The sequence below is a fragment of the Pseudomonas sp. 9_2_1 genome, from assembly GCF_059295275.1.
Genome location: NZ_CM181239.1, coordinates 6147144 through 6170323, shown reverse-complemented (window position 1 = coordinate 6170323; position 23180 = coordinate 6147144). Strand labels below are relative to the sequence as shown.

The following is a 23180-nucleotide window of genomic DNA, read 5'->3' as shown; positions in this document are numbered from 1 at the left end:
GTATGGCCGTCAAGAAACGGGGTCTCGGACGTGGGTTGGATGCACTGCTCAGTGGTCCTTCCGTCAGCGCGCTCGAAGAGCAGGCTGTGAAGATCGACCAGAAAGAACTGCAACACCTGCCGGTCGAGCTGATCCAGCGTGGCAAGTACCAGCCACGACGGGACATGGACCCGCAGGCGCTGGAAGAGCTGGCGCACTCGATTCGCAGCCACGGCGTGATGCAGCCGATTGTGGTGCGCCCCATCGGCGACAACCGCTACGAGATCATCGCCGGTGAGCGCCGCTGGCGCGCTACCCAGCAGGCCGGCCTGGACACGATCCCGGCCATGGTCCGCGAAGTGCCCGACGAGGCTGCCATCGCCATGGCGCTGATCGAGAATATCCAGCGCGAAGACCTCAACCCGCTGGAAGAGGCCATGGCGCTGCAGCGCCTGCAGCAGGAGTTCGAGCTCACCCAGCAGCAGGTGGCCGACGCCGTGGGCAAGTCACGGGTAACCGTGGCCAACTTGCTGCGCCTGATCACCCTGCCGGAAGCGATCAAGACCATGCTCGCCCACGGTGATCTGGAGATGGGCCACGCACGTGCATTGCTCGGCCTGGACGAAAGCCGTCAGGAGGAGGGGGCGCGTCATGTTGTCGCACGTGGCCTCACCGTGCGCCAGACCGAGGCACTGGTGCGCCAGTGGCTCAGCGACAAACCTGATCCGGTCGAACCAAGCAAACCTGATCCGGATATCGCACGCCTTGAACAGCGGCTCGCAGAGCGCCTGGGCTCGGCCGTGCAGATCCGTCATGGCAACAAGGGTAAAGGCCAGTTGGTTATCCGTTACAACTCGCTTGACGAGTTGCAAGGCGTGCTTGCTCACATCCGCTGAAACAATTCCTGTTGTAGCGCGCAGTCGGAAATCACTACCGAAGAGTTGAATAGGGGTTAATCCACCCCTATACTCTGCGCGCATTTTGTCGGCACAAATTATGCCAAGTCATAACTGACTTGTTGGTCGACTTCCGAGGAGCAGGTTGATGGAAATCCGCACGCCAAACCGCCTGCCTTTCCATCGCTGGGCGGTTTTTCCGGTACTGCTGGCTCAATTTGTCGTACTGCTGCTGGCAACATTGGTGTTGTGGCAGTGGAAAGGGGTGGTCAGTGGATATTCAGGCCTTTGCGGAGGTTTGATTGCCTGGCTGCCCAATGTGTATTTCGCCTGGAAGGCTTTTCGCTTCAGCGGGGCACGGGCGGCACAAGCTATCGTCAAGTCGTTTTACGCTGGCGAGGCAGGCAAGATGATTTTGACGGCAGTGCTTTTTGCACTGACCTTCGCAGGAGTGAAGCCACTGGCGCCGCTAGCAGTATTCGGCGTCTTCGTGTTGACCCTTTGGGTCAGCTGGTTCGCGCCCCTGCTGATGAATAAAAGACTTTCGAGACCTTAGGGCGTTTGAGGCAACCATGGCAGAAGAAACCGCTTCGGGTTATATCCAGCACCACTTGCAGAACCTGACCTATGGTCAATTACCAGACGGCAGCTGGGGCTTTGCCCATTCGGCTGCAGAAGCCAAGGCAATGGGCTTCTGGGCGTTCCACGTGGACACCCTGGGTTGGTCCGTCGCGCTGGGTCTGATCTTCCTGTTCATCTTCCGCATGGCGGCCAAGAAGGCGACTTCCGGCCAACCCGGCGGCCTGCAGAACTTCGTTGAAGTGATGGTCGACTTCGTCCATGGCAGCGTGAAGGACTCCTTCCACGGCCGCAGCCCGGTGATTGCACCCCTGGCACTGACGATTTTCGTCTGGGTATTCCTGATGAACGCCGTCGACCTGATACCGGTCGACTGGATTCCTCAGCTGGCCATCCTGATTTCCGGTGACCCGCACATTCCGTTCCGCGCCGTGTCGACCACCGACCCGAACGCGACCCTGGCAATGGCCTTCTGCGTGTTCGCCCTGATCATTTTCTACAGCATCAAGGTCAAGGGCCTGGGCGGTTTCCTCGGTGAGCTGACCCTGCACCCGTTCGGCAGCAAGAACATCTTCCTGCAGATCCTGCTGATTCCGGTCAACTTCCTGCTGGAATTCGTCACCCTGATCGCCAAGCCGATCTCGCTGGCACTGCGTCTGTTCGGCAACATGTACGCCGGCGAGCTGGTGTTCATCCTGATCGCGGTGATGTTCGGCTCCGGCCTGCTCTGGCTCAGCGGCCTGGGCGTGGTGCTGCAGTGGGCGTGGGCTGTGTTCCACATCCTGATCATCACCCTGCAAGCTTTCATCTTCATGATGCTTACCATCGTCTACCTGTCGATGGCTCACGAAGATAACCATTAAGACCGCCTGGCGTGTCTGATAGCCTTCCCCGCCGGTTTGGGGGGAGGGCTTAAAAAGTCCGCAAGGGCATGCTGTACCTAACGATTTGTTTTACCGCTTCAAACTAAAAACCTAACCAATACGACGTAAAAGTCGGGAGGAAAGATGGAAACTGTAGTTGGTCTGACCGCTATCGCTGTTGCTCTGCTGATCGGCCTGGGTGCTCTGGGTACCGCCATTGGTTTCGGCCTGCTGGGCGGCAAATTCCTGGAAGGCGCTGCTCGCCAGCCAGAAATGGTTCCAATGCTGCAGGTCAAAATGTTCATCGTTGCCGGTCTGCTCGACGCCGTAACCATGATCGGTGTTGGTATCGCTCTGTTCTTCACCTTCGCGAATCCGTTCGTTGGTCAGATCGCCGGCTAATCACTCGTAACCACGAGTTGATGGCTGTGATGAATTAAGACCGAGCGAGGTGTTGGCGTGAACATTAATGCAACCCTGATTGGCCAATCCGTTGCCTTCCTGATTTTTGTACTCTTCTGCATGAAGTATGTATGGCCTCCGGTCATCACTGCTCTGCAAGAGCGCCAAAAGAAGATTGCCGACGGTTTGGACGCTGCCAACCGCGCAGCTCGCGACCTGGAGCTGGCCCAAGAGAAAGCGGGCCAGCAACTGCGTGAAGCTAAAGCACAGGCAGCCGAAATCATTGAGCAAAGCAAGAAACGCGCTGCTCAGCTTGTCGAGGAAGCCCGTGAACAGGCCCGCGTCGAAGCTGACCGTGTGAAAGCTCAGGCTCTGGCCGAGATCGAACAGGAACTGAACGGTGCCAAAGACGCCCTGCGTGCCCAAGTGGGTGCTCTGGCTGTTGGCGGTGCTGAAAAGATCCTTGGCGCCACAATCGATCAAAACGCGCATGCGGAGCTGGTTAACAAACTGGCCGCTGAAATTTAAGCGAGGGCGATCATGGCAGAACTGACCACGTTGGCCCGACCTTACGCTAAGGCTGCCTTTGAGCATGCCCAGGCCCATCAGCAACTGGCCAATTGGTCAGCCATGCTCGGCCTGGCTGCTGCGGTGTCGCAAGACGACACCATGCAGCGCCTGCTCAAGGCCCCGCGACTGACGAGCGCAGAAAAGGCCGCCACGTTCATTGACGTGTGCGGTGACAAGTTCAATGCACAGGCACAGAATTTCATTCATGTTGCCGCGGAAAACGACCGTCTCCTGCTTCTGCCGGAGATTGCCGCTCTGTTCGACCTGTACAAGGCCGAGCAAGAGAAGTCCGTGGACGTGGAAGTCACCAGTGCCTTCGCGTTGAACCAAGAACAGCAAGACAAACTCGCCAAGGTTCTCAGTGCACGGCTAGGCCAGGAAGTGCGCCTGCACGCGTCGGAGGATGCCAGCCTGATTGGCGGCGTCGTCATCCGCGCTGGTGACCTGGTAATCGATGGCTCTGTTCGCGGCAAAATCGCGAAACTGGCCGAAGCATTGAAATCTTGAGTTTGAAGGGGCAGCAGAGCAATGCAGCAACTCAATCCTTCCGAAATTAGTGAAATCATCAAGGGCCGCATCGACAACCTCGATGTGAGCTCCCAAGCCCGTAACGAAGGTACCGTTGTTTCGGTATCCGACGGTATCGTGCGGATCCACGGTCTGGCCGACGTCATGTACGGCGAAATGATCGAGTTCCCTGGCGGCGTCTACGGCATGGCCCTGAACCTGGAGCAAGACTCCGTAGGTGCAGTGATCCTGGGTGCCTATGACACCCTCGCCGAAGGCATGAGCGCCAAGTGCACCGGCCGCATCCTGGAAGTTCCGGTTGGTAAGGAACTGCTGGGCCGCGTTGTCGACGCACTGGGTAACCCGATCGACGGCAAAGGTCCTCTGGGCAACACCCAGACCGACGCGGTCGAGAAAGTGGCTCCAGGCGTGATCTGGCGTAAGTCGGTAGACCAGCCTGTACAGACTGGCTACAAATCCGTCGACGCCATGATCCCTGTCGGCCGTGGCCAGCGCGAGCTGATCATTGGCGACCGTCAGATCGGCAAGACCGCCATGGCCATCGACGCCATCATCAACCAGAAAGATTCCGGTATTTTCTGCGTTTATGTTGCTGTCGGCCAGAAGCGTTCCACCGTTGCCAACATCGTTCGCAAGCTGGAAGAAAACGGCGCCCTGGCCAACACCATCGTGGTTGTTGCCAGTGCCTCGGAATCCGCTGCACTGCAATTCCTGGCGCCATACGCCGGTTGCACCATGGGCGAGTTCTTCCGTGACCGCGGTGAAGACGCGCTGATCGTTTACGATGACCTGTCCAAGCAGGCCGTTGCGTACCGTCAGATCTCCCTGCTGCTGCGCCGTCCACCAGGACGTGAAGCGTACCCAGGCGACGTGTTCTATCTCCACTCCCGTCTGCTGGAGCGTGCATCGCGCGTTTCGGAAGAGTACGTCGAGAAGTTCACCAACGGTGCTGTCACTGGCAAAACCGGTTCCCTGACCGCTCTGCCGATCATCGAAACCCAGGCTGGCGACGTTTCCGCGTTCGTTCCGACCAACGTGATTTCCATCACCGACGGTCAGATCTTCCTGGAATCGGCCATGTTCAACTCGGGCATCCGCCCTGCAGTGAACGCCGGTGTTTCGGTATCCCGCGTAGGTGGTGCCGCTCAGACCAAGATCATCAAGAAGCTGTCCGGTGGTATTCGTACCGCTCTGGCTCAGTACCGTGAGCTGGCTGCATTCGCCCAGTTCGCTTCCGATCTGGACGAAGCGACCCGCAAGCAGCTGGAGCATGGTCAGCGCGTTACCGAGCTGATGAAGCAGAAGCAGTACGCGCCGATGTCCATCGCGGACATGGCCCTGTCGCTGTACGCCGCTGAGCGTGGCTTCCTGACTGACGTAGAAGTCTCCAAGATCGGCAGCTTCGAGCAAGCACTGATCGCCTTCTTCAACCGTGATCACGCTGAACTGATGGCGAAGATCAACGTGAAGGGTGACTTCAACGACGAAATCGACGCAGGCCTGAAAGCCGGCATCGAGAAGTTCAAGGCCACCCAGACCTGGTAAGCCGCAGCGGGGGCCCTGGCCCCCGCTTGCTAACCTGATAGGTGATACATGGCAGGCGCAAAAGAGATTCGCAGTAAGATTGCGAGCATCAAAAGCACGCAAAAAATTACCAGCGCCATGGAGAAAGTGGCGGTCAGCAAGATGCGCAGGGCACAAATGCGCATGGCTGCTAGCCGTCCTTACGCGGAGCGTATCCGCCAGGTGATCGGTCATCTGGCCAACGCCAACCCGGAATACCGCCACCCATTCATGATCGAGCGCCCTGTAAAGCGCGCCGGTTATATCGTGGTGAGCAGTGACCGTGGTCTGTGCGGTGGCTTGAATACCAACCTGTTCAAGGCCTTGGTCAAGGACATGAGCGCAAACCGCGAACAGGGCGTTGAAATCGACCTGTGCGTGATCGGCAGCAAGGGTGCGACTTTCTTCCGCATCTTTGGCGGCAACGTCGTAGCCGCGATCAGCCACTTGGGCGAAGAGCCATCGATCAATGATCTGATCGGCTCCGTCAAAGTGATGCTGGACGCCTACCTCGATGGCCGTATCGATCGCCTCTCGGTGGTTTCGAACAAGTTCATCAACACCATGACCCAACAACCGACGGTCGAGCAATTGGTACCGTTGGTGGCAACCCCGGATCAGGAACTCAAGCACCACTGGGACTACCTGTACGAACCCGACGCAAAAGAGCTGCTGGACGGCTTGATGGTGCGTTACGTGGAGTCGCAGGTGTACCAGGCGGTGGTCGAGAACAACGCTGCTGAACAAGCGGCCCGGATGATCGCCATGAAAAACGCCACAGACAACGCCGGTGATTTGATCAAAGAGCTGCAATTGATCTACAACAAGGCGCGTCAGGCTGCGATCACCCAGGAGATCTCGGAAATCGTCGGCGGCGCTGCCGCGGTTTAACGGTTCACATATTCAGAGGATCCAGCTATGAGTAGCGGACGTATCGTTCAAATCATCGGCGCCGTCATCGACGTGGAATTCCCACGTGACGGCGTACCGAGTGTATACAACGCGCTGAAAGTACAAGGCGCGGAAACCACCCTCGAAGTTCAGCAGCAGCTGGGCGACGGCGTGGTTCGTACCATTGCCATGGGCTCGACCGAAGGCCTGAAGCGCGGTCTGGATGTCGTCGACACCGGTGCTGCCATTTCCGTTCCTGTTGGTAAGGCCACCCTGGGCCGTATCATGGACGTACTGGGCAACCCGATCGACGAAGCCGGCCCGATCGGTGAAGAAGAGCGTCGCGGTATCCACCAGCCAGCGCCTTCGTTCGCTGACCAGGCAGGCGGCAACGACCTGCTGGAAACCGGCATCAAGGTTATCGACCTGGTTTGCCCGTTCGCCAAGGGTGGTAAGGTTGGTCTGTTCGGTGGTGCCGGTGTCGGCAAGACCGTAAACATGATGGAACTGATCCGTAACATCGCCATGGAACACAGCGGTTACTCCGTGTTCGCTGGTGTGGGTGAGCGTACTCGTGAGGGTAACGACTTCTACCACGAGATGAAGGACTCCAACGTTCTCGACAAGGTAGCGCTGGTCTACGGTCAGATGAACGAGCCACCAGGAAACCGTCTGCGCGTAGCGCTGACCGGCCTGACCATGGCCGAGAAGTTCCGTGACGAAGGTAACGACGTTCTGCTGTTCGTCGACAACATCTATCGTTACACCCTGGCCGGTACCGAAGTATCCGCACTGCTGGGCCGTATGCCTTCGGCAGTAGGTTACCAGCCGACCCTGGCTGAAGAGATGGGCGTTCTGCAAGAGCGCATCACCTCCACCAAGGAAGGTTCGATCACCTCCGTTCAGGCCGTATACGTTCCTGCGGACGACTTGACCGACCCGTCGCCAGCGACCACCTTCGCCCACTTGGACGCCACCGTCGTTCTGTCTCGTGACATCGCCTCCCTGGGTATCTACCCAGCGGTCGATCCACTGGACTCGACTTCGCGCCAGCTGGACCCGAACGTGATCGGCAATGAGCACTACGACACCGCTCGTGGCGTTCAGTATGTTCTGCAGCGCTATAAAGAGCTGAAGGACATCATTGCGATCCTGGGTATGGACGAACTGTCCGAGACCGACAAGCAACTGGTAGCCCGCGCTCGTAAGATCCAGCGCTTCCTGTCGCAGCCGTTCTTCGTGGCCGAAGTCTTCACCGGTTCGCCAGGCAAGTACGTTTCCCTGAAAGACACCATCGCTGGCTTCAGCGGCATCCTCAAAGGTGACTACGACCACCTGCCAGAACAAGCGTTCTACATGGTCGGCAGCATCGACGAAGCGATCGAGAAAGCCAAGAAACTGTAATTCCTGCGCCCCGCAAGGGGCGCTATCAGGTTGAGGCAAGCAGATGGCTATGACAGTCCATTGCGATATCGTCAGCGCGGAAGGAGAAATTTTCTCCGGTCTGGTCGAGATGGTGGTTGCGCACGGTAACCTGGGTGATCTTGGTATCGCTCCAGGCCACGCGCCGCTGATCACCAATCTGAAGCCAGGTCCGATCACGCTGACCAAGCAGGGTGGCGCCCAAGAGGTGTTCTACATCTCTGGTGGTTTCCTCGAGGTTCAGCCGAACATGGTCAAGGTGCTTGCCGATACCGTGCAACGTGCTGCAGACCTGGATGAAGCGCAGGCTCAGGAAGCCCTCAAGGCTGCCGAGAACGCCCTGAATCTGAAAGGTGCGGACTTCGACTACAGCGCCGCCGCCGCACGTCTGGCCGAGGCCGCAGCCCAGCTGCGTACTGTCCAGCAAATGCGCAAAGGCAAGTAATCGGCCCAGGGCTGATGACTGCTGTTGTGATTGAGTAAAAGGGTAGCCTCGGCTACCCTTTTTCTTTTTCCGTTTTCCCCCCGGTCATTTCACTGACCGCCCAGGATTGGTAGCCAGTAATGTCACTCGATATCGTTATTCTCGCCGCCGGCCAAGGCACTCGCATGCGTTCGGCGCTGCCCAAAGTGCTGCATCCGGTAGCCGGCAACTCGATGCTTGGCCATGTTATCCACAGCGCGCGCCAACTGCAGCCGCAAGGTATTCATGTGGTGATTGGCCACGGTGCCGAGCTGGTTCGCGAGCGCCTGACTGCTGACGACCTGAATTTCGTCATGCAGGACAAGCAGCTGGGCACCGGCCACGCAGTTGCCCAGGCGCTGCCGGCAATCTCCGCGGACACCGTGCTGGTACTGTACGGCGATGTGCCGTTGATTGAAGTGGAAACACTGCAGCGTCTGCTGGCCAAGGCCAACGACAAGCAGCTGGGCCTGCTCACGGTGACCCTCGATGACCCGACCGGTTATGGCCGTATCGTCCGTGACGAGCAAGGCATGGTGACTGCAATCGTCGAGCACAAGGACGCCACCGACGCGCAGAAAGCCATCAAGGAAGGCAACACCGGTATTCTCGCCCTCCCGGCCGCACGCCTTGCCGATTGGATGAGTCGCCTGTCGAACAACAATGCCCAGGGCGAGTATTACCTGACTGACATCATTGCCATGGCTGTAGCCGATGGCCTGGTGGTTGCCACCGAGCAGCCACATGATGCGATGGAAGTGCAGGGCGCCAATGACCGGCGCCAGCTTTCCGAGCTGGAGCGCCATTACCAGCTGCGCGAAGGCCGTCGACTGATGGCGCAAGGTGTCACCCTGCGCGATCCTGCACGCTTCGATGTGCGCGGTGAAGTCATCGTTGGTCGCGATGTGCTGATCGACATCAACGTTATCCTCGAAGGCAAAGTGGTCATCGAGGACGGTGTCCAGATCGGCCCTAACTGCGTGATCAAGAACACCACCCTGCGCAAAGGGGCGGTGGTCAAGGCCAACAGCCACCTCGAAGGCGCGGTGATGGGCGAGGGCAGCGATGCGGGGCCGTTCGCCCGCTTGCGCCCGGGCAGCGTGCTGGACGCCAAGGCCCATGTGGGTAACTTTGTCGAACTGAAGAATGCGCACCTGGGTGAGGGGGCCAAGGCTGGTCACCTGAGCTATCTGGGCGATGCAGAAATCGGTGCGCGCACCAATATCGGTGCCGGCACCATCACCTGCAATTACGATGGTGCCAACAAGTTCAAGACCGTGATGGGCGAAGATGTGTTCATCGGCTCGAATAATTCCCTGGTGGCGCCTGTGGATATCCAGGCGGGGGCGACTACCGCTGCCGGTTCGACCATCACCCAGACAGTGAAAGCCGGGGAGTTGGCTGTAGGTCGTGCGCGCCAGCGCAATATCGAAGGCTGGAAGCGGCCGGAGAAGCTCAAGAAGAGCTGAGTTATACACAGCTGTTTCTACTCAAAGCCGACCTATGAGAATAGGTCGGCTTTTTTGTGGGTAGAGATTCCTGGTGTAATTCCGAGCAGCTGAAAGATTTATCCACAGCTTGACGAAACGCTCATCTTAGGTTTTGATTGCAACCATTATCTTTCGAAACGAAACTTAAGCGCTCATGTCGAAACGAAACACCCCACAACGACGGCACAACATTCTGGCTTTGCTCAGCGAGCAGGGCGAGGTGAGCGTGGACGCGTTGGCCAAGCGTTTCGAAACGTCGGAAGTGACCATCCGCAAAGACCTCGCCGCCCTGGAAACCAACGGCCTGCTGCTGAGGCGCTATGGTGGTGCGGTGCCTGTCCCGCAAGAGCTGCTCGGTGAGCCCGCTCAGCCTGTCTCTTCCTATAAAAAGGCCATCGCCCGGGCAGCTGTCGGGCGCATCCGCGAACATGCACGGATCATCATCGACAGCGGCAGTACCACGGCGGCCATGATCCCGGAGCTGGGGCGCCAGCCCGGCCTGGTGGTGATGACCAATTCGCTTAACGTGGCCCAGGCCATCTGCGACCTGGAACACGAACCGGTGCTGCTGATGACCGGCGGTACCTGGGACCCGCATTCCGAGTCGTTCCAGGGCCAGGTGGCCGAGCAGGTATTACGCTCTTACGATTTCGACCAGCTGTTCATCGGTGCCGATGGCATCGACCTCGGCCGCGGTACCACCACCTTCAACGAGCTGCTTGGGCTCAGTCGGGTCATGGCCGAGGTAGCCCGTGAAGTGATCGTGATGGTGGAGTCCGACAAGGTAGGGCGCAAGATCCCCAACCTCGAGCTGCCATGGAGCAGCGTGCACACTCTGATTACAGACGAACGCCTGCCCGCAGCGGCACGCGAACAAATTCAAGCCCGTGGCGTCAACCTGATCTGCGCCGCGATCAGCCAGGAGCAATAAACATGTGTGGAATCGTTGGCGCCGTCGCCGAGCGTAATATCACAGCCATCCTGATCGAAGGCCTCAAGCGTCTCGAGTACCGCGGGTACGACAGCGCTGGCCTGGCAGTGCTCACCCAGAACGGTGAACTGCAGCGCCGCCGCCGCATCGGCAAGGTCAGCGAGCTGGAAGCAGCTGTTGCAGCAGACCCGTTGGCAGGCCAGCTGGGCATCGCCCACACCCGTTGGGCTACCCACGGTGCGCCAACCGAAGGCAATGCACACCCGCACTTCTCGGCGAGTGAAGTGGCCGTTGTGCACAATGGCATCATCGAGAACCACGAGGAGCTGCGCGAAGAGCTGAAGGCGCTGGGCTACGCCTTCACCTCGCAGACCGATACCGAAGTGATCGTCCACCTGATTCACCACACCCTGAAAACCATCCCTGACCTGACCGATGCCCTGAAGGCTGCGGTCAAGCGCCTGCATGGTGCCTACGGCCTGGCGCTGATCAGCGCCAAGCAGCCTGACCGCCTTGTTGCAGCCCGCAGCGGCAGCCCGCTGGTCATCGGCCTGGGCCTGGGCGAGAACTTCCTGGCCTCCGACCAACTGGCCCTGCGCCAGGTCACCGACCGCTTCATGTACCTGGAAGAAGGCGACATCGCCGAAATCCGCCGTGACCAGGTTTCCATCTGGGACGTGCAGGGCGACAAGGTTCAGCGCGAAACCGTGCAGTACCACGAAGGTGCCGAAGCTGCTGACAAGGGCACTTACCGTCACTTCATGCTCAAGGAAATCCATGAGCAGCCAAGCGTGGTGCAGCGCACCCTGGAAGGCCGTCTGGGCACTGACCACGTCTTGGTCCAGGCCTTCGGACCGCAGGCCGCCGAGCTGTTTGGCAAGGTACGGAATGTACAGATCGTTGCGTGCGGCACCAGCTACCACGCGGGCATGGTAGCTCGCTACTGGCTGGAAAGCCTGGCGGGTATCCCATGCCAGGTCGAGGTAGCCAGCGAGTTCCGCTACCGCAAGGTGGTGGTGCAGCCGGACACCCTGTTCGTCTCCATCTCGCAGTCCGGCGAAACCGCCGACACCCTGGCCGCTTTGCGTAACGCCAAGGAGCTGGGTTTCCTGGGCAGCCTGGCAATCTGCAACGTGGGCATCAGCTCGTTGGTACGTGAGTCGGACCTGACCCTGCTGACCCTGGCCGGCCCGGAAATCGGCGTGGCTTCCACCAAAGCCTTCACCACCCAGCTGGTTTCGCTGATGCTGCTGACGCTGGCCCTTGGCCGGGTGCGCGGTACCCTGGATGCCGGCGTCGAAGCCGAGCTGGTGGAAGAACTGCGCCGCCTGCCGACCCGTCTGGGCGAAGCCCTGGCCATGGACGCCACCGTCGAGAAAATTGCCGAGCTGTTTGCCGACAAGCACCACACCCTGTTCCTTGGCCGTGGTGCGCAGTACCCGGTCGCGATGGAGGGTGCGCTCAAGCTCAAGGAAATCTCCTACATCCACGCCGAAGCCTACCCGGCAGGCGAGCTGAAGCATGGCCCGCTGGCACTGGTGGATAACGACATGCCGGTGGTTACCGTGGCCCCGAACAACGAACTGCTGGAAAAGCTGAAATCCAACCTGCAGGAAGTACGTGCCCGTGGTGGCGAGTTGGTAGTGTTTGCCGACGAGCACGCTGGTATGACCAATGGTGAAGGTACGCACGTGATCAAGGTGCCGCACATCGCCGATGCCCTGGCGCCGATCCTGTACACCATTCCGTTGCAGCTGCTGTCTTACTACGTCGCTGTGCTGAAAGGCACCGACGTGGATCAGCCGCGTAACCTGGCCAAGTCGGTTACTGTCGAGTAAGGCGAGAGCCGGGGGCGTTTTGGTGGTGGATGCTGTACTTTTTGCAGTCACTTTCTGCTCTACAAGCACCAGGTGATTACTGAGGTCGCAGGTGTAGCGCATAGGGGGTATGACCCAGCGATCAGATCACAGCCAGCTCCTTGAACAGCCATTGCTTGAATTGAGTGACGGCGTGAGGCTGCGTGGGCCGACGGGGATGTACCAGGTAATGGCCCACGTACCGGACGCTGTGGCTCACATCCCGCAGTGGACGGACCAAGCGACCGCTCGCCAGCTCTTGCTCGGCTACTAAATCCGATTCAAGGACTACTCCCAGACCACCTGCCGCCGCAGCGATACCCATTGAACTCCGGTCGAACGCCAGACCATAAGATTGCGGCGGTTGCATCGCGTTTGCCGCAAACCAGCCTTTCCATTGCACCGACTGCCCATCGCTCTGTATCAGAAACTGAGAGTACAGATCCTGTGGCGAGCGTAGAGACCTTGCGACTTCAGGGCTGCACAGTGGCGTCAGCTCTTCGATGCGCAACGGCGTCTTTTCATGCGAGGACGGCCGGGGCTCGCCATACACGATATCCAGGTCGAAGTCGTCATTGTCGAACAGTGCGTAATCCGTGCTAGCGGAGATACGCAAGTCGATGCCAGGGTGGTCTCTCAAGAACCCGGCCAGGCGCGGGACCAGCCACTGACTGGCAAAGGTCGGCGCGGTATGCAAGCGCAGGGGGAGCGCCGTCTCGTTGGTCGCGATCGCTAAACCCCGACTCATCTCTTCGAAGCCGCGTTGTACGTGATCGAGCAGCATGGCTCCTTCAGCCGTCAACGCCGTGTGCCTGGTGTTGCGGACGAACAGCGAAATTTCGGCAGCGGCTTCCAGTTTTCGGATTGCATGGCTCACCGCACTGGGCGAGAGATCAAGCTCTTTTGCTGCTTCCACGAACGAGCACGTTCGGCCTGCCGCCTCGAAAACCCTGAGCGCTGGCAGAGGCAACCGTTTCAACACCTTCATTGATGAATCCAGTTCATTGGTTGGCGAATTTAAACCTTTTGTCGGCTCTGTATTTTTACATGAACATCAACTGGTTACTCAATTCGATGCTTACCGATGAATCTTCTACATCAGTGACACCGGATCGCTGGTCACCAATGGAGAACAATATGACCGAGAGTCGCAATGAGCACTTTGCCCGGATGTCGGCGCACGCTTGGCGCATCCGTCGCTTCGCGCTGCGCATGGGTGAGGTCCAAGGCCAGGGCTACGTAGGCCAGGCGTTGGGCTGGGCCGATGTGCTAGCTGTTGCCTACTGCCACGCCATGAATATTCGCCCTGATCAACCCGACTGGGAAGGGCGGGATCGCTTTCTGCTGTCCCATGGACACTATGCCATAGCCTTGTACGCCGCTTTGCTGGAGGCGGGAGTGCTGCCGGAAGAAGAGCTGGAAACCTATGGCTCTGACGATAGTCGGCTGCCGATGTCTGGCATGGCTACCTACACACCCGGCATGGAAATCTCGGGTGGCTCGTTGGGCCAAGGGCTGGCCATCGCGGTGGGTCAGGCGCTGGGGCTGCGCCTCAAGGGCAACGGGGCGTTCGTGTACAACTCCATGTCTGACGGCGAGTTGGATGAAGGCGCGGTATGGGAGGCTGCCATGTCGGCCGCACACCACCGGTTGGGCAACCTCATCAACCTGGTGGACATCAACCGCCAACAGGCCGACGGCCCATCGCACGACATCCTTCAGTTCGAGCCTCTCGTCGATAAGTGGGCCGCGTTTGGGTGGCATGTGCAACGCGTCGACGGCAACAACCTGCAGGCTGTGATCGATGCCTTCGATACCGCGCGGGCGCTCCCTGGCGATAAGCCCCGGGTGATCCTCTTCGATACCTTGATGGGTAAAGGCGTGCCGTTCCTGGAACAGCGTGACAAGAACCACTTCATCCGGGTCGAGCCCCAGGAGTGGCAGCAAGCACTTGCAGACCTCGATGAGATCCACGCGCCAAGGAGCCACCAATGACTGCCGCCTCTCCAGCAAAGCCGAAGCTCACCACGTCGTCCATGATCGCTTCCATTGCCAGTGAAGGGCAACGCACCACCTCTGCACCATTTGGCCACGCTTTGGTTAAGGCTGGTCAGAAGGATCCCCGCATCGTTGGCATGACTGCAGACCTGGCCAAGTACACCGACCTGCACATCTTCGCCCAACGCTACCCGGAGCGATTCCTGCAGATGGGCATGGCGGAACAACTGCTCATGGCGGCAGCCGGGGGTATGGCGAAGGAAGGCTTCGTGGCGTTCGCCACTACCTATGCAGTGTTCGCCACGCGACGCGCCTATGACTTCATTCACCAGGTGATTGCCGAGGAAAACCTCAACGTGAAGATTTGCGCAGCGCTGCCAGGTTTGACCACTGGCTACGGTCCGAGTCACCAGGCGACCGAAGACCTCGCGATGATGCGCGCGATCCCTCAGATGATGGTCATCGACCCCTGCGATGCACTGGAAACCGAGCAGTGTGTGGCTGCAATCGCCGAGCACAACGGCCCCGTGTACATGCGCCTCCCGCGCGGACGGGTTCCGCTAATTCTGGACGAGTACGACTACAAGTTTGAACTGGGCAAGGCCAAGTTGCTGCGCGATGGCAAGGACGTGCTGATCATTGCCTCGGGCCTGATGACCATGCGAGCTCTGGAAGTGGCTGATGAACTGAGTCAGAGCACGATCGACACCGCCGTCTTGCACGTTCCGACTATCAAGCCGCTGGACGTGCAGACCATCGTCGAGCAGTGCCGCCGCGAAGGCCGGCTGGTGGTGATCGCAGAGAACCACACCCAGATTGGCGGTTTGGGTGAAGCCATTGCCATGGCGTTGCTGCAAGCCCGCGTGCAGCCCGAAGTGCGCCACGTGGCACTGCCTGACCAGTTCCTCGACGCAGGCGCACTGCCGACCCTCCACGACCGCTACGGCATCTCCAAGGAAGTCATGGTCTCGAATATCCAGCGTTGGCTGGGTTAACCGAACGCTCAGCAAATGCGCAATGGCTGCTGACGATCAAGTGCCTGCTGCCCGGGCATCGTGAGTAGCCTCTTTGCCGAGACGCCGAGTTCTCGTCCCTGGATCGTCCCAATAAATACAAGGTGATGGCGATGCATAAAGACACCAACCTGTTGAAAAAGAAGCGCGTCTGGATCTACGCGTTTCTCTTCACCCTGACGTTGATCAACTACGTCGACCGAGTATCTCTTTCGGTGGCGTCCAAGGTGCTCCAGGAAGAGTTCGATATCTCACCTGTTGCGATGGGCTACCTATTCTCATCGTTCGTGTGGCTCTACTTCCTGGCCCTAATTCCCATGGGGTACCTGGTGGGGCGTTTTGGCCCGAAAAAGGTCAACGGCTATGGCATCGGCGTCTGGTCGGTAGCAACCGCCTGCACGGCCTTGTCGACAGGGTTCATCTCGTTGCTCAGCTGCCGGCTCATCATGGGCATGGGCGAATCCACCACGTATCCCGCCGGTGCAAGGGTCATTCGGGAATGGATGCCGCTCAAGGAGCGCGGCATGGCCACCGCCGTATTCCATAGCGGCAGTCTTGTCGGCCCCGCCATCGGCGCCATTGGGTTTGGCTGGCTGATCAGCGCGTTTGGCTGGCGAATCGCATTCGTGGTGGCTGGCGCTCTGGGCTTTATCTGGTTGGCCGCCTGGTTGAAGTGGTACAACCACCCCGCTAAGGCACCTTGGCTGGACGATGCCGAGCGCGCAGAGATCGCCCATGGCAGCGTCACTTCCGGCTGCAGCGAAGCGCAGCCTGTTTCCCTCGGGCTCAAAGGCCTGGCCCGCTCCAGCAGCATGTGGGCAATTTCTCTGTCGCACGGCTGCGCGGTGTATGCCACCTATTTTTTCCTCACCTGGCTCCCGAGCTACCTGCAGGCCGAGAAGGGCCTAACGGTGATGTCGAGTGGCTTCTACACCGCCATTCCCTATCTGGGTGCGGCCGTGCTCGCCATCGTCATCGGTCGCCTCAGCGACAAGGCGATGCGCCCCGGTGCAGCTGAAACAGGCCAGCGCCGCATGGTAGTCGCCAGCGTGCTACTGGCGTCCTCGGTGATCTTCTTGGTGCCCGCGATCGACAGCACCTGGGCGATTCTCTTCGTGATTACCCTGTCGCTAGCCACCTGCGCTTCGGCGATCTCCCTGAACCTCTCGCTGGTCAACGACCTGGTGCGCTCTGAGGACGATGTCGGTACCGCGGCAGGTTTCATCACCGCGATCGGCAACCTGTTCGGTCTGTTGGCGCCAATCGTGACCGGCTACGTGGTGGCTGGCTCCGGCAGTTTTGCTTTGGCCTTTGTCGTGGTCGGTGCCCTGTTGGTGATCGGCGCGATGCTCTCGATGTTTTGTACCCGTCGACCGATCGGCTTTGCCGCTCCAGGCAACCAGGCGGTGGCTTGAATTACTTGTGATGAAGGAAGCTGTAGCGTCATGAATCAACGTAGTGGTGTGTCCTGCAACAACGACCAGGCGCAGCCTGGTCTCAGCGGGAAGTGGCGGTTGGCAACAGTCGTCCTGGCCTTGACTCTTAGCCTATTTGGCATGGCTCTGTTCGGCGGTGGCGTGTGGCTGGTGGTCTTGGGCGGTAGCTGGTACTACGGCCTGGCAGGTGCTGGTTGTGTGCTAACCGCCGCCCTGCTTTGGCGGCAGCGACGCAGTGCCATCCACCTGTTTGCAGTGATCTGGGGGCTGACAGTGATCTGGGCCCTGTGGGAAGTCGGCCTCAATTGGTGGGGGCTAGTGCCTCGGCTGGTGGCCATGACTGTGATCCTGCTTTTGATCCTGACTCTGTCGCCGGCGCTGCGCCGCGCCGCCCGCACTGCTGTGTAACGAGGTTCGTCATGTTTACTACCGTCAAACGTGGGGGCGCGCTTGCTCTCGCCATTTCTTGCGCCGTGCAGGTGCAATTCGCTCAGGCTGAAGGTGTGCCGCAAGTTGGCAGTGACTGGCCATTCTACGGTGGCGATCACAACGCCCAGCGCTTCAGCCCCCTTAAGCAGATCACGCCAGCAAACGTCGAGCGCCTTGAGCGTGCTTTCGTCTACCACACCCGAGATCTGCCAAACCCTGGCAGCCGCTATTCACCAGAAACCACGCCAATCAAGGTAGGCAACGATCTACTGATGTGTTCGGCCAAGAACATCATGATCTCGATCGATGCTGCGACCGGTAAAGAAAACTGGCGTCATGACCCGGGAGTAGCGGACCAGGCCATTCCCCATGCCGCCGCTTGCCGTGGAGTGGCGGTCTACACCGCTCCACAAATACCGGAAACTGCCCAGTGCCGCAGCCGTGTGGTGGAAGCCACGCTGGATGCAAGGCTGATCGCCGTCGACCTGCACACCGGGGAACCATGCAAGGACTTCGGTCAGAACGGTTCAGTCGACCTCTGGGAAGGCTTGGGCAAGAAGGTCCCTGGCTGGTATGCCGTCACAGCGCCGCCCGCGATCGTCAATGGCATTGTCGTGACTGGCGCGCAGATCCGCGACGGCCAGGACGAAGATGCCCCATCAGGGGTGATTCGCGGCTACCACGCTGTCACCGGAAAAATGGCGTGGGCTTGGGATCTAGGTAACCAGGACAATGTCCATGGACCTGCCGAGGGCAGCACCTACACTCGCGGCACACCGAACATGTGGACAGCAGCGGTGGGTGACGAAAAGCTCGGCTACGTCTATCTGCCGATCAGCAACTCGTCTATCGACTATTACGGCTCTAACCGCAGCGAAGCGGAGAACAAATACTCCGACTCGTTGGTCGCGGTCGACGTCAAGACGGGCAAGGATGTTTGGCACTTCCAGACCATTCGCCACGACGTCTGGGATTACGACCTGGGCAGCCAGCCGACCATGCTCGACTTCCCAGGGAAGGACGGAAAGCCGGTGCCGGCGGTGCTGTTGCCGACCAAGCAGGGTGACATCTACATCCTCGACCGCGCTACGGGCGAACCTTTGACTCCGATAGGCGAGGTCAAGGCCCCCAAGGGCGGTTCGGTCGAGCCTAAATACCTTGCCGACACCCAGCCTACCTCCGAGTGGCACACCCTGCGCAAGGCGCCCAAGACCGAAGCTGACATGTGGGGCTTCTCGCCTCTGGACCAGCTGATGTGCCGCATCCAGTTTCGTCAGGCTAACTACGAGGGCTACCTGACACCGCCTTCGGTAGATCGTCCTTGGATTCAGTACCCGGGCTACAACGGTGGCTCGGACTGGGGCTCGGTTGCCATTGACCCGGTGCGCCGTCTGATCATCGCCAACTACAACGACATCCCCAATCTCAATCAGCTGATTCCGCGGGATCAGGCCAATCAGATGGGGCTCAAGCCGATCTACGCGCCGAAGGTCGATGAGACAGCGTTGAACAAGGCCGGCAGCAAGTCGGGCAAGGGTGAAGGCGGAGCCTCCGTCTACCCCCAAATCAACGCGCCCTATGCGATCAGCGTGAACGCCGGCTGGCGGAACTGGGGTACTGGCGTGCCGTGCTCGGCCCCTCCCTACGGTGGAATTCGAGCTGTAAGCCTGGATACCGGCAAGACAGTTTGGGATGAGCCGCTGGGTACTGCACGCCGCAATGGCCCGTTCGGCATTCCTTCGCACCTGCCGCTCAACATCGGGCTGCCCAATAACGGCGGCACAGTCGTCACTGCAGGCGGTCTGACCTTCGTCGGCGCGGCCACCGACAACCTGTTCCGTGCGATCGATACCGCCACTGGTGAGGTCCTGTGGGAAGACGTGCTGAACGTCGGTGCACAGGCCAACCCGATCTCCTACGAGGTGAACGGCGAACAGTACGTGCTCGTGTCGGCCTCCGGCCATGCCTTCATGGAAACCGGAACAAGCGACGAAATCATTGCGTACAAGCTGCGCAAGTAATCCGGGCGACGGGGCGCTCCATGCCCCTTCGCAGCAATAATCGCTAGAGGAGATGAACCATGGATCTGGGTTTGAAGGAAAAACGCGTGCTGGTCAGTGGAGCATCGCGAGGCATTGGACGCGCGATTGCTGAGCTTTTTCTTCAGGAAGGTGCGCAAGTCGCATTCTGCGCGCGTGGTACTGCGGGCGTTGAACGTGCTGCCGCTGAATTCGGCTCGCGTGCGTTCGGTACGGCCGTGGATGTCACCCAGCCCGGGCAAGTGGAGGCATGGGTTACCTCGGCTGCCGAGCAGATGGGCGGGCTGGATATCGTGGTGCCCAACGTCAGTGCATTGGCCGGCGGCGATGATCTTGCCACCTGGCGTCGGGCATTCGACACTGACCTGCTCGGCAGTGCCGCAATGGTCAAGGCCGCGCTGCCGGCACTGCGCCAATCGGCGGCTGCCTCGGTGGTGCTGATCTCCAGCGTATCCGGGCGCGAAGTCGATATGTTCGCCGAACCCTACGGCATCCTGAAGGCTGCCTTGCTGCACTACGGCAAAACCTTGTCGGCACGGCATGCCTGCGAAGGGATCCGGGTCAATTCTGTTTCCCCTGGAAATGTGTACTTCGCAGATGGCGTGTGGTGCGACATCGAGCGTGATCAGCCGGAAACCTTTGCAAAGTGCCTGGCCGAAAATCCGATGGGACGCATGGCTACGCCAGAAGAGGTGGCGAAGGCAGTCGTATTTCTCGCCAGTCCAGCCGCCAGCTTTACAACCGGTACGAACCTGCTGGTAGACGGTGGTCTCACGCGGTCGGTGCAATTCTGAGGCACACGGCCTCGATGCCATTCAAGGTGGAGAAACGTGATGAAACTCTACATCTATGAACATTGCCCGTTCTGCACGAGGGCGCGGATGATCTTTGGCCTCAAAGGCCTTGCCGTTGATCTACAGGTGATCATGGAGGGTGACGTCGAGACACCCACCCGTTTGATCGGTAAGAAGGCGGTACCTATCCTGGAAAAGCAGGACGGTACTTTTATGGGGGAGAGCTTGGATATCGTGCGGTATGTCGACGCGATTGGCACGCCGATACTCGTCGCTCCCCAAAGCGAGGGGTTGGATGCTTGGGTTAAGGAAATTTGGCCGACCGCGCTCAAACTCTTCATTCCACGTTTCGTAGAGGGAGACTTTGCGGAAGTCGCCACGCCGGCCGCGCGAGAAGCCTACCGGCTGCGTGAGGAGCATGCCTTCGGAAATCTGGATGAATTGCGTAACACCACTCCAACATTGGTGGGGCAAATCGAGCCCATGCTGGAGGCTTTGGTGCCGCTGCTCGCCATCAGGAAGGCCATCGGGATTAACGACATCACGCTGTGGCCATTGCTTCGTTCGCTGTCCATCGTTCGGGCCGTCATTTTCCCAGAGGCGGTACGTTCCTACATGGAACACCTAAGTCAGAAGTGCGGTGTGCCATTGCTGTTCGAGCAGAGCCGCTGATCGAATCAATCCCGCGGTTTTATAGCTGGTACAGCGTGCTGACGCGCTGATGGTACATACCTGCGCGTCGGGTTTCGCTCACGCGGCCGCGGCGATTCTCACTGTTGAGGGTGTCTCCCCACCATGTCTCATAGCCAGAGCGCTGCGACCAATACCTTCGAGCAATTGGAGTTGACTGCCAGCTGCGGGACAGTGATGTCCTTGTGCATTCAGCAAAACGTGGTGCGCCTTCATGATCACCATTTTCAGCTGAAGCCCACGCCATCCCGGCTCCTGGCGCTTCTGATTCGCCACGGGGAACAGGTGGTGAATCGCCAAACCGTACTGACGGAGGTCTGGGGATACGATTTTGACCCCGGTACCAAGATCATTGACGTTCAGATCTGCTACTTACGAAAAGCCCTTGCGGCCGTGCATGCACCGTTTGAAATCAAGACGCATCGTGGCAGGGGGATTAGTCTACGTTCGCTGGGCAACGTCAACGTCGGTAACAGGTCTCGGTAGTTGCGCTGGTCTCTGACCACTGCGTTCGTGGGGCGCGCAGCCCATTGAATAGCATCATCGATATGGCACTCGCTCAACGGCGCTCAACGCCGCGCCGTTGTTGGCTGCGTCAGATTCAATTCTATACACCATTAGCTTGAAATCGCTTTTTGAGCATTTGTGACAGCTTTGCAATTTCTCCAATCAAGGCCGCAAGGCCCGGAATTTGGCCTGCCGTTGCGATAGTTTTAATTCTCTAAATACAAAATGGTTTCGTTGAATTAAACCTGTTTTCGAACAATTAAAACTGTCGCCGGTAGAGGGAAGCGCTCGCTTCCCTTCATCGGGCGGTTCACCATTCCCCCCGCGTCACCCCTTCCTGCCTAAGTCTGGCGTTCTCTGATGCCCGTTCCAATACAGGTCGAATCGCCCCTGGTTTCCTGGACACTCTCCAAGCTCAGAAATGCTGCGTGGCCTGGTGGCGATGGCATGAACGTAAAGACTTACGCAGGCAGCCAAGATTACTCAGCTGAAGATGCCCAACAGAACGGTGGCCCCGATCACGGTAGCTGCACCGCCAATACGAGTCGAGATCTGGGCGAAAGGCATAAGTTGCATCCGGTTGCATGCGGACAGGATAGCCACGTCGCCAGTGCCACCCAAGCCGCTGTGGCAGCAGGTAACGATAGCTGACTCAACGGGGAACATTTTCAATAGATTGCCAATGAGGAAGCCCGCCGCAGTCATTGCGATGACTACCGAAGCGCATACCATCACGTAACCCACAGAGAATACGCTTGCAACGCTATCGAGAGGAACGTAGAGCATTCCAAGCCCGATCATTACTGGCCAGATGAAAGCAGTGGAGATGAGCTTGTAGAATTTTTTGCTGCCTTTCTCCAGCTTCTCAGGCAACACGCGAACATATTTGAAAATAACTGCTGCCAAAATCATCATCACTGGGCCTGGGATATGCACGATTTTCTCGAGCAGACCACCCAAGACAAAAAAGGCGCAGATGAGCAGAACCCCTGCTCCCATGTAGCGGAAGTCGATGGCGCTATCATCCTCAGCTTCTTCTTTGAACGCGTCATTCTCTTCCCGCGCGCGAATCAGTTGGCCGTCACCATTCAGGTTAGGCTTACGAGCTGCCCAACGAGCCAAAGTACCAGCACAGATGATTGCAACGATGTTGCCTACGACTGCGGCAGGAACTAGCTGGGCAACGTATTGCTCCGGAGTTCCGCCAAGGATGTGTGAATACGCAAGCGAGAGGGGAAGGATGCCCTCACCAATCCCACCGCCGATGATTGGAACAATGATGTAGAAGAATGTGTGATGTACGGTATATCCGAAGCTAACGCCGACAGCCAAACCTACCGCCACTGCCGCCAGGGTGCCGATTACAAGTGGAACGAACATCCGGATCATGCCTTGGACAAGAATTGTCCGGTTCATCCCCAAGATGCTACCTACCACCAGGCTTGCGATTACAAAATAAAGGAAGTTGGCGTCCTTCATCAGCATTTTGGTGGCATCAATCGTGGTGCTACCGAAGAAGCCGTAGTAGACCAGAACAGAGGGGAGCAAAAGGCACAAAATAGCTCCGCCGCCAATGTCGCGGAGCAGAGGCAGTCGTTGACCCACCTGGCCGAGGAGCATGCCCATGGTCATGATGACCGCTAGGCCACCAATCATAGTCTTGGGCAGATAGCCCAAATGAGCTGACAGGAAAACGATCAGGGCGATACCGAGAAAATACGGCAGCGGGATTACACCAATTTCGTATTCCATAAGCGCGCTGAACCGGCGCCGGGCCGGCAGTGCTTGGGTTGCGAGGGTCATTTTGAATTCCTCTGTTTATTTTTGTGTGAGGAGGCTTG

General features: G+C 58.9%; 23 protein-coding genes. 21 read left to right on the top strand and 2 right to left on the bottom strand.

Annotation, left to right across the window (positions count from 1 at the left end; genetic code table 11):
• Nucleotides 1–2 precede the first annotated feature (2 nt).
• From AC5O5I_RS28010 to glmS, 13 genes are all read left to right on the top strand, one after another.
• A complete protein-coding gene (locus tag AC5O5I_RS28010; protein ID WP_172225109.1) occupies nt 3–875 on the top strand; it encodes a ParB/RepB/Spo0J family partition protein in 873 nt (290 codons plus the stop codon).
• 148 nt (nt 876–1023) lie between these two features.
• Nucleotides 1024–1431 carry a F0F1 ATP synthase subunit I gene (locus AC5O5I_RS28005; protein ID WP_172225112.1) on the top strand — a complete coding sequence of 136 codons (408 nt, stop codon included), beginning with the start codon at nt 1024–1026 and terminating at the stop codon, nt 1429–1431.
• Between the two features lie 16 nt (nt 1432–1447).
• On the top strand, nt 1448–2317 hold the full coding sequence (gene atpB / locus AC5O5I_RS28000) for a F0F1 ATP synthase subunit A (RefSeq protein ID WP_172225115.1): 870 nt from the start codon (nt 1448–1450) through the stop codon (nt 2315–2317).
• A 144-nt stretch (nt 2318–2461) separates the two neighbouring features.
• Complete coding sequence (gene atpE / locus AC5O5I_RS27995; RefSeq protein ID WP_003097235.1) at nt 2462–2719, top strand: F0F1 ATP synthase subunit C; 258 nt, start codon at nt 2462–2464, stop codon at nt 2717–2719.
• Nucleotides 2720–2776: 57 nt separating this feature from the next.
• Nucleotides 2777–3247 (top strand): F0F1 ATP synthase subunit B, encoded by a 471-nt coding sequence (locus AC5O5I_RS27990; RefSeq protein WP_172225118.1) that lies wholly within the window; start codon nt 2777–2779, stop codon nt 3245–3247.
• A 12-nt stretch (nt 3248–3259) separates the two neighbouring features.
• The gene (locus AC5O5I_RS27985) at nt 3260–3796 is read left to right on the top strand and encodes a F0F1 ATP synthase subunit delta (RefSeq protein WP_003253191.1); all 537 of its coding nucleotides are present in this window, start codon (nt 3260–3262) and stop codon (nt 3794–3796) included.
• 21 nt (nt 3797–3817) lie between these two features.
• The gene (gene atpA / locus AC5O5I_RS27980) at nt 3818–5362 is read left to right on the top strand and encodes a F0F1 ATP synthase subunit alpha (RefSeq protein WP_012274911.1); all 1545 of its coding nucleotides are present in this window, start codon (nt 3818–3820) and stop codon (nt 5360–5362) included.
• 48 nt (nt 5363–5410) lie between these two features.
• Nucleotides 5411–6271: a F0F1 ATP synthase subunit gamma gene (gene atpG, locus AC5O5I_RS27975; RefSeq protein ID WP_172287441.1), complete on the top strand. Its 861-nt coding sequence runs from the start codon at nt 5411–5413 to the stop codon at nt 6269–6271.
• Nucleotides 6272–6298: 27 nt separating this feature from the next.
• Nucleotides 6299–7675 carry a F0F1 ATP synthase subunit beta gene (gene atpD, locus AC5O5I_RS27970; protein ID WP_043199911.1) on the top strand — a complete coding sequence of 459 codons (1377 nt, stop codon included), beginning with the start codon at nt 6299–6301 and terminating at the stop codon, nt 7673–7675.
• A gap of 43 nt (nt 7676–7718) precedes the next feature.
• Entirely contained in the window at nt 7719–8138 is a 420-nt protein-coding gene (locus tag AC5O5I_RS27965; protein WP_041167946.1) for a F0F1 ATP synthase subunit epsilon, read from the top strand.
• A 119-nt stretch (nt 8139–8257) separates the two neighbouring features.
• Nucleotides 8258–9625 carry a bifunctional UDP-N-acetylglucosamine diphosphorylase/glucosamine-1-phosphate N-acetyltransferase GlmU gene (gene glmU / locus AC5O5I_RS27960; protein WP_494511882.1) on the top strand — a complete coding sequence of 456 codons (1368 nt, stop codon included), beginning with the start codon at nt 8258–8260 and terminating at the stop codon, nt 9623–9625.
• Between the two features lie 175 nt (nt 9626–9800).
• The gene (locus tag AC5O5I_RS27955) at nt 9801–10577 is read left to right on the top strand and encodes a DeoR/GlpR family DNA-binding transcription regulator (RefSeq protein ID WP_494511881.1); all 777 of its coding nucleotides are present in this window, start codon (nt 9801–9803) and stop codon (nt 10575–10577) included.
• A gap of 2 nt (nt 10578–10579) precedes the next feature.
• Entirely contained in the window at nt 10580–12415 is a 1836-nt protein-coding gene (gene glmS, locus AC5O5I_RS27950) for a glutamine--fructose-6-phosphate transaminase (isomerizing) (protein ID WP_172227318.1), read from the top strand.
• Nucleotides 12416–12536: 121 nt separating this feature from the next.
• Here glmS and AC5O5I_RS27945 read toward each other — a convergent pair whose 3' ends face one another.
• Nucleotides 12537–13421, bottom strand: coding sequence for a LysR substrate-binding domain-containing protein (locus AC5O5I_RS27945; protein ID WP_172287443.1), 885 nt, complete (start codon nt 13419–13421; stop codon nt 12537–12539).
• A gap of 149 nt (nt 13422–13570) precedes the next feature.
• Here AC5O5I_RS27945 and AC5O5I_RS27940 point away from each other — a divergent pair, with 149 nt between their 5' ends.
• From AC5O5I_RS27940 to AC5O5I_RS27905, 8 genes are all read left to right on the top strand, one after another.
• Nucleotides 13571–14428 (top strand): transketolase, encoded by an 858-nt coding sequence (locus tag AC5O5I_RS27940; protein WP_172287444.1) that lies wholly within the window; start codon nt 13571–13573, stop codon nt 14426–14428.
• Nucleotides 14425–15426, top strand: coding sequence for a transketolase family protein (locus tag AC5O5I_RS27935; RefSeq protein WP_494511880.1), 1002 nt, complete (start codon nt 14425–14427; stop codon nt 15424–15426). Before AC5O5I_RS27940 ends, AC5O5I_RS27935 begins: the two co-directional genes overlap by 4 nt.
• 131 nt (nt 15427–15557) lie before the next feature.
• Nucleotides 15558–16859, top strand: coding sequence for an MFS transporter (locus tag AC5O5I_RS27930; RefSeq protein WP_172288316.1), 1302 nt, complete (start codon nt 15558–15560; stop codon nt 16857–16859).
• A gap of 30 nt (nt 16860–16889) precedes the next feature.
• Nucleotides 16890–17288 carry a glucose dehydrogenase gene (locus tag AC5O5I_RS27925; RefSeq protein ID WP_172288318.1) on the top strand — a complete coding sequence of 133 codons (399 nt, stop codon included), beginning with the start codon at nt 16890–16892 and terminating at the stop codon, nt 17286–17288.
• Between the two features lie 11 nt (nt 17289–17299).
• Nucleotides 17300–19330 carry a pyrroloquinoline quinone-dependent dehydrogenase gene (locus AC5O5I_RS27920; protein ID WP_172288320.1) on the top strand — a complete coding sequence of 677 codons (2031 nt, stop codon included), beginning with the start codon at nt 17300–17302 and terminating at the stop codon, nt 19328–19330.
• A gap of 59 nt (nt 19331–19389) precedes the next feature.
• Complete coding sequence (locus AC5O5I_RS27915) at nt 19390–20142, top strand: SDR family NAD(P)-dependent oxidoreductase (protein WP_172288322.1); 753 nt, start codon at nt 19390–19392, stop codon at nt 20140–20142.
• A 39-nt stretch (nt 20143–20181) separates the two neighbouring features.
• The gene (gene grxB, locus AC5O5I_RS27910) at nt 20182–20814 is read left to right on the top strand and encodes a glutaredoxin 2 (protein ID WP_494511879.1); all 633 of its coding nucleotides are present in this window, start codon (nt 20182–20184) and stop codon (nt 20812–20814) included.
• Nucleotides 20815–20937: 123 nt separating this feature from the next.
• Complete coding sequence (locus AC5O5I_RS27905; protein WP_172286569.1) at nt 20938–21318, top strand: winged helix-turn-helix domain-containing protein; 381 nt, start codon at nt 20938–20940, stop codon at nt 21316–21318.
• A gap of 504 nt (nt 21319–21822) precedes the next feature.
• Here the strand turns inward: AC5O5I_RS27905 and AC5O5I_RS27900 are convergent.
• Nucleotides 21823–23142, bottom strand: coding sequence for a 2-hydroxycarboxylate transporter family protein (locus AC5O5I_RS27900; protein ID WP_494511878.1), 1320 nt, complete (start codon nt 23140–23142; stop codon nt 21823–21825).
• Nucleotides 23143–23180 lie beyond the last annotated feature (38 nt).

Excerpts from the sequence above, each read along its gene's own strand:
- AC5O5I_RS28010 (WP_172225109.1), top strand. The coding sequence starts at position 3 with ATGGCCGTCAAGAAACGGGGTCTCGGACGTGGGTTGGATGCACTGCTC.
- AC5O5I_RS28005 (WP_172225112.1), top strand. The coding sequence starts at position 1,024 with ATGGAAATCCGCACGCCAAACCGCCTGCCTTTCCATCGCTGGGCGGTT.
- atpB (WP_172225115.1), top strand. The coding sequence starts at position 1,448 with ATGGCAGAAGAAACCGCTTCGGGTTATATCCAGCACCACTTGCAGAAC.
- atpE (WP_003097235.1), top strand. The coding sequence starts at position 2,462 with ATGGAAACTGTAGTTGGTCTGACCGCTATCGCTGTTGCTCTGCTGATC.
- AC5O5I_RS27985 (WP_003253191.1), top strand. The coding sequence starts at position 3,260 with ATGGCAGAACTGACCACGTTGGCCCGACCTTACGCTAAGGCTGCCTTT.
- atpA (WP_012274911.1), top strand. The coding sequence starts at position 3,818 with ATGCAGCAACTCAATCCTTCCGAAATTAGTGAAATCATCAAGGGCCGC.
- atpG (WP_172287441.1), top strand. The coding sequence starts at position 5,411 with ATGGCAGGCGCAAAAGAGATTCGCAGTAAGATTGCGAGCATCAAAAGC.
- atpD (WP_043199911.1), top strand. The coding sequence starts at position 6,299 with ATGAGTAGCGGACGTATCGTTCAAATCATCGGCGCCGTCATCGACGTG.
- AC5O5I_RS27965 (WP_041167946.1), top strand. The coding sequence starts at position 7,719 with ATGGCTATGACAGTCCATTGCGATATCGTCAGCGCGGAAGGAGAAATT.
- glmU (WP_494511882.1), top strand. The coding sequence starts at position 8,258 with ATGTCACTCGATATCGTTATTCTCGCCGCCGGCCAAGGCACTCGCATG.
- AC5O5I_RS27955 (WP_494511881.1), top strand. The coding sequence starts at position 9,801 with ATGTCGAAACGAAACACCCCACAACGACGGCACAACATTCTGGCTTTG.
- glmS (WP_172227318.1), top strand. The coding sequence starts at position 10,580 with ATGTGTGGAATCGTTGGCGCCGTCGCCGAGCGTAATATCACAGCCATC.
- AC5O5I_RS27945 (WP_172287443.1), bottom strand. The coding sequence starts at position 13,421 with ATGAAGGTGTTGAAACGGTTGCCTCTGCCAGCGCTCAGGGTTTTCGAG.
- AC5O5I_RS27940 (WP_172287444.1), top strand. The coding sequence starts at position 13,571 with ATGACCGAGAGTCGCAATGAGCACTTTGCCCGGATGTCGGCGCACGCT.
- AC5O5I_RS27935 (WP_494511880.1), top strand. The coding sequence starts at position 14,425 with ATGACTGCCGCCTCTCCAGCAAAGCCGAAGCTCACCACGTCGTCCATG.
- AC5O5I_RS27930 (WP_172288316.1), top strand. The coding sequence starts at position 15,558 with ATGCATAAAGACACCAACCTGTTGAAAAAGAAGCGCGTCTGGATCTAC.
- AC5O5I_RS27925 (WP_172288318.1), top strand. The coding sequence starts at position 16,890 with ATGAATCAACGTAGTGGTGTGTCCTGCAACAACGACCAGGCGCAGCCT.
- AC5O5I_RS27920 (WP_172288320.1), top strand. The coding sequence starts at position 17,300 with ATGTTTACTACCGTCAAACGTGGGGGCGCGCTTGCTCTCGCCATTTCT.
- AC5O5I_RS27915 (WP_172288322.1), top strand. The coding sequence starts at position 19,390 with ATGGATCTGGGTTTGAAGGAAAAACGCGTGCTGGTCAGTGGAGCATCG.
- grxB (WP_494511879.1), top strand. The coding sequence starts at position 20,182 with ATGAAACTCTACATCTATGAACATTGCCCGTTCTGCACGAGGGCGCGG.
- AC5O5I_RS27905 (WP_172286569.1), top strand. The coding sequence starts at position 20,938 with ATGTCTCATAGCCAGAGCGCTGCGACCAATACCTTCGAGCAATTGGAG.
- AC5O5I_RS27900 (WP_494511878.1), bottom strand. The coding sequence starts at position 23,142 with ATGACCCTCGCAACCCAAGCACTGCCGGCCCGGCGCCGGTTCAGCGCG.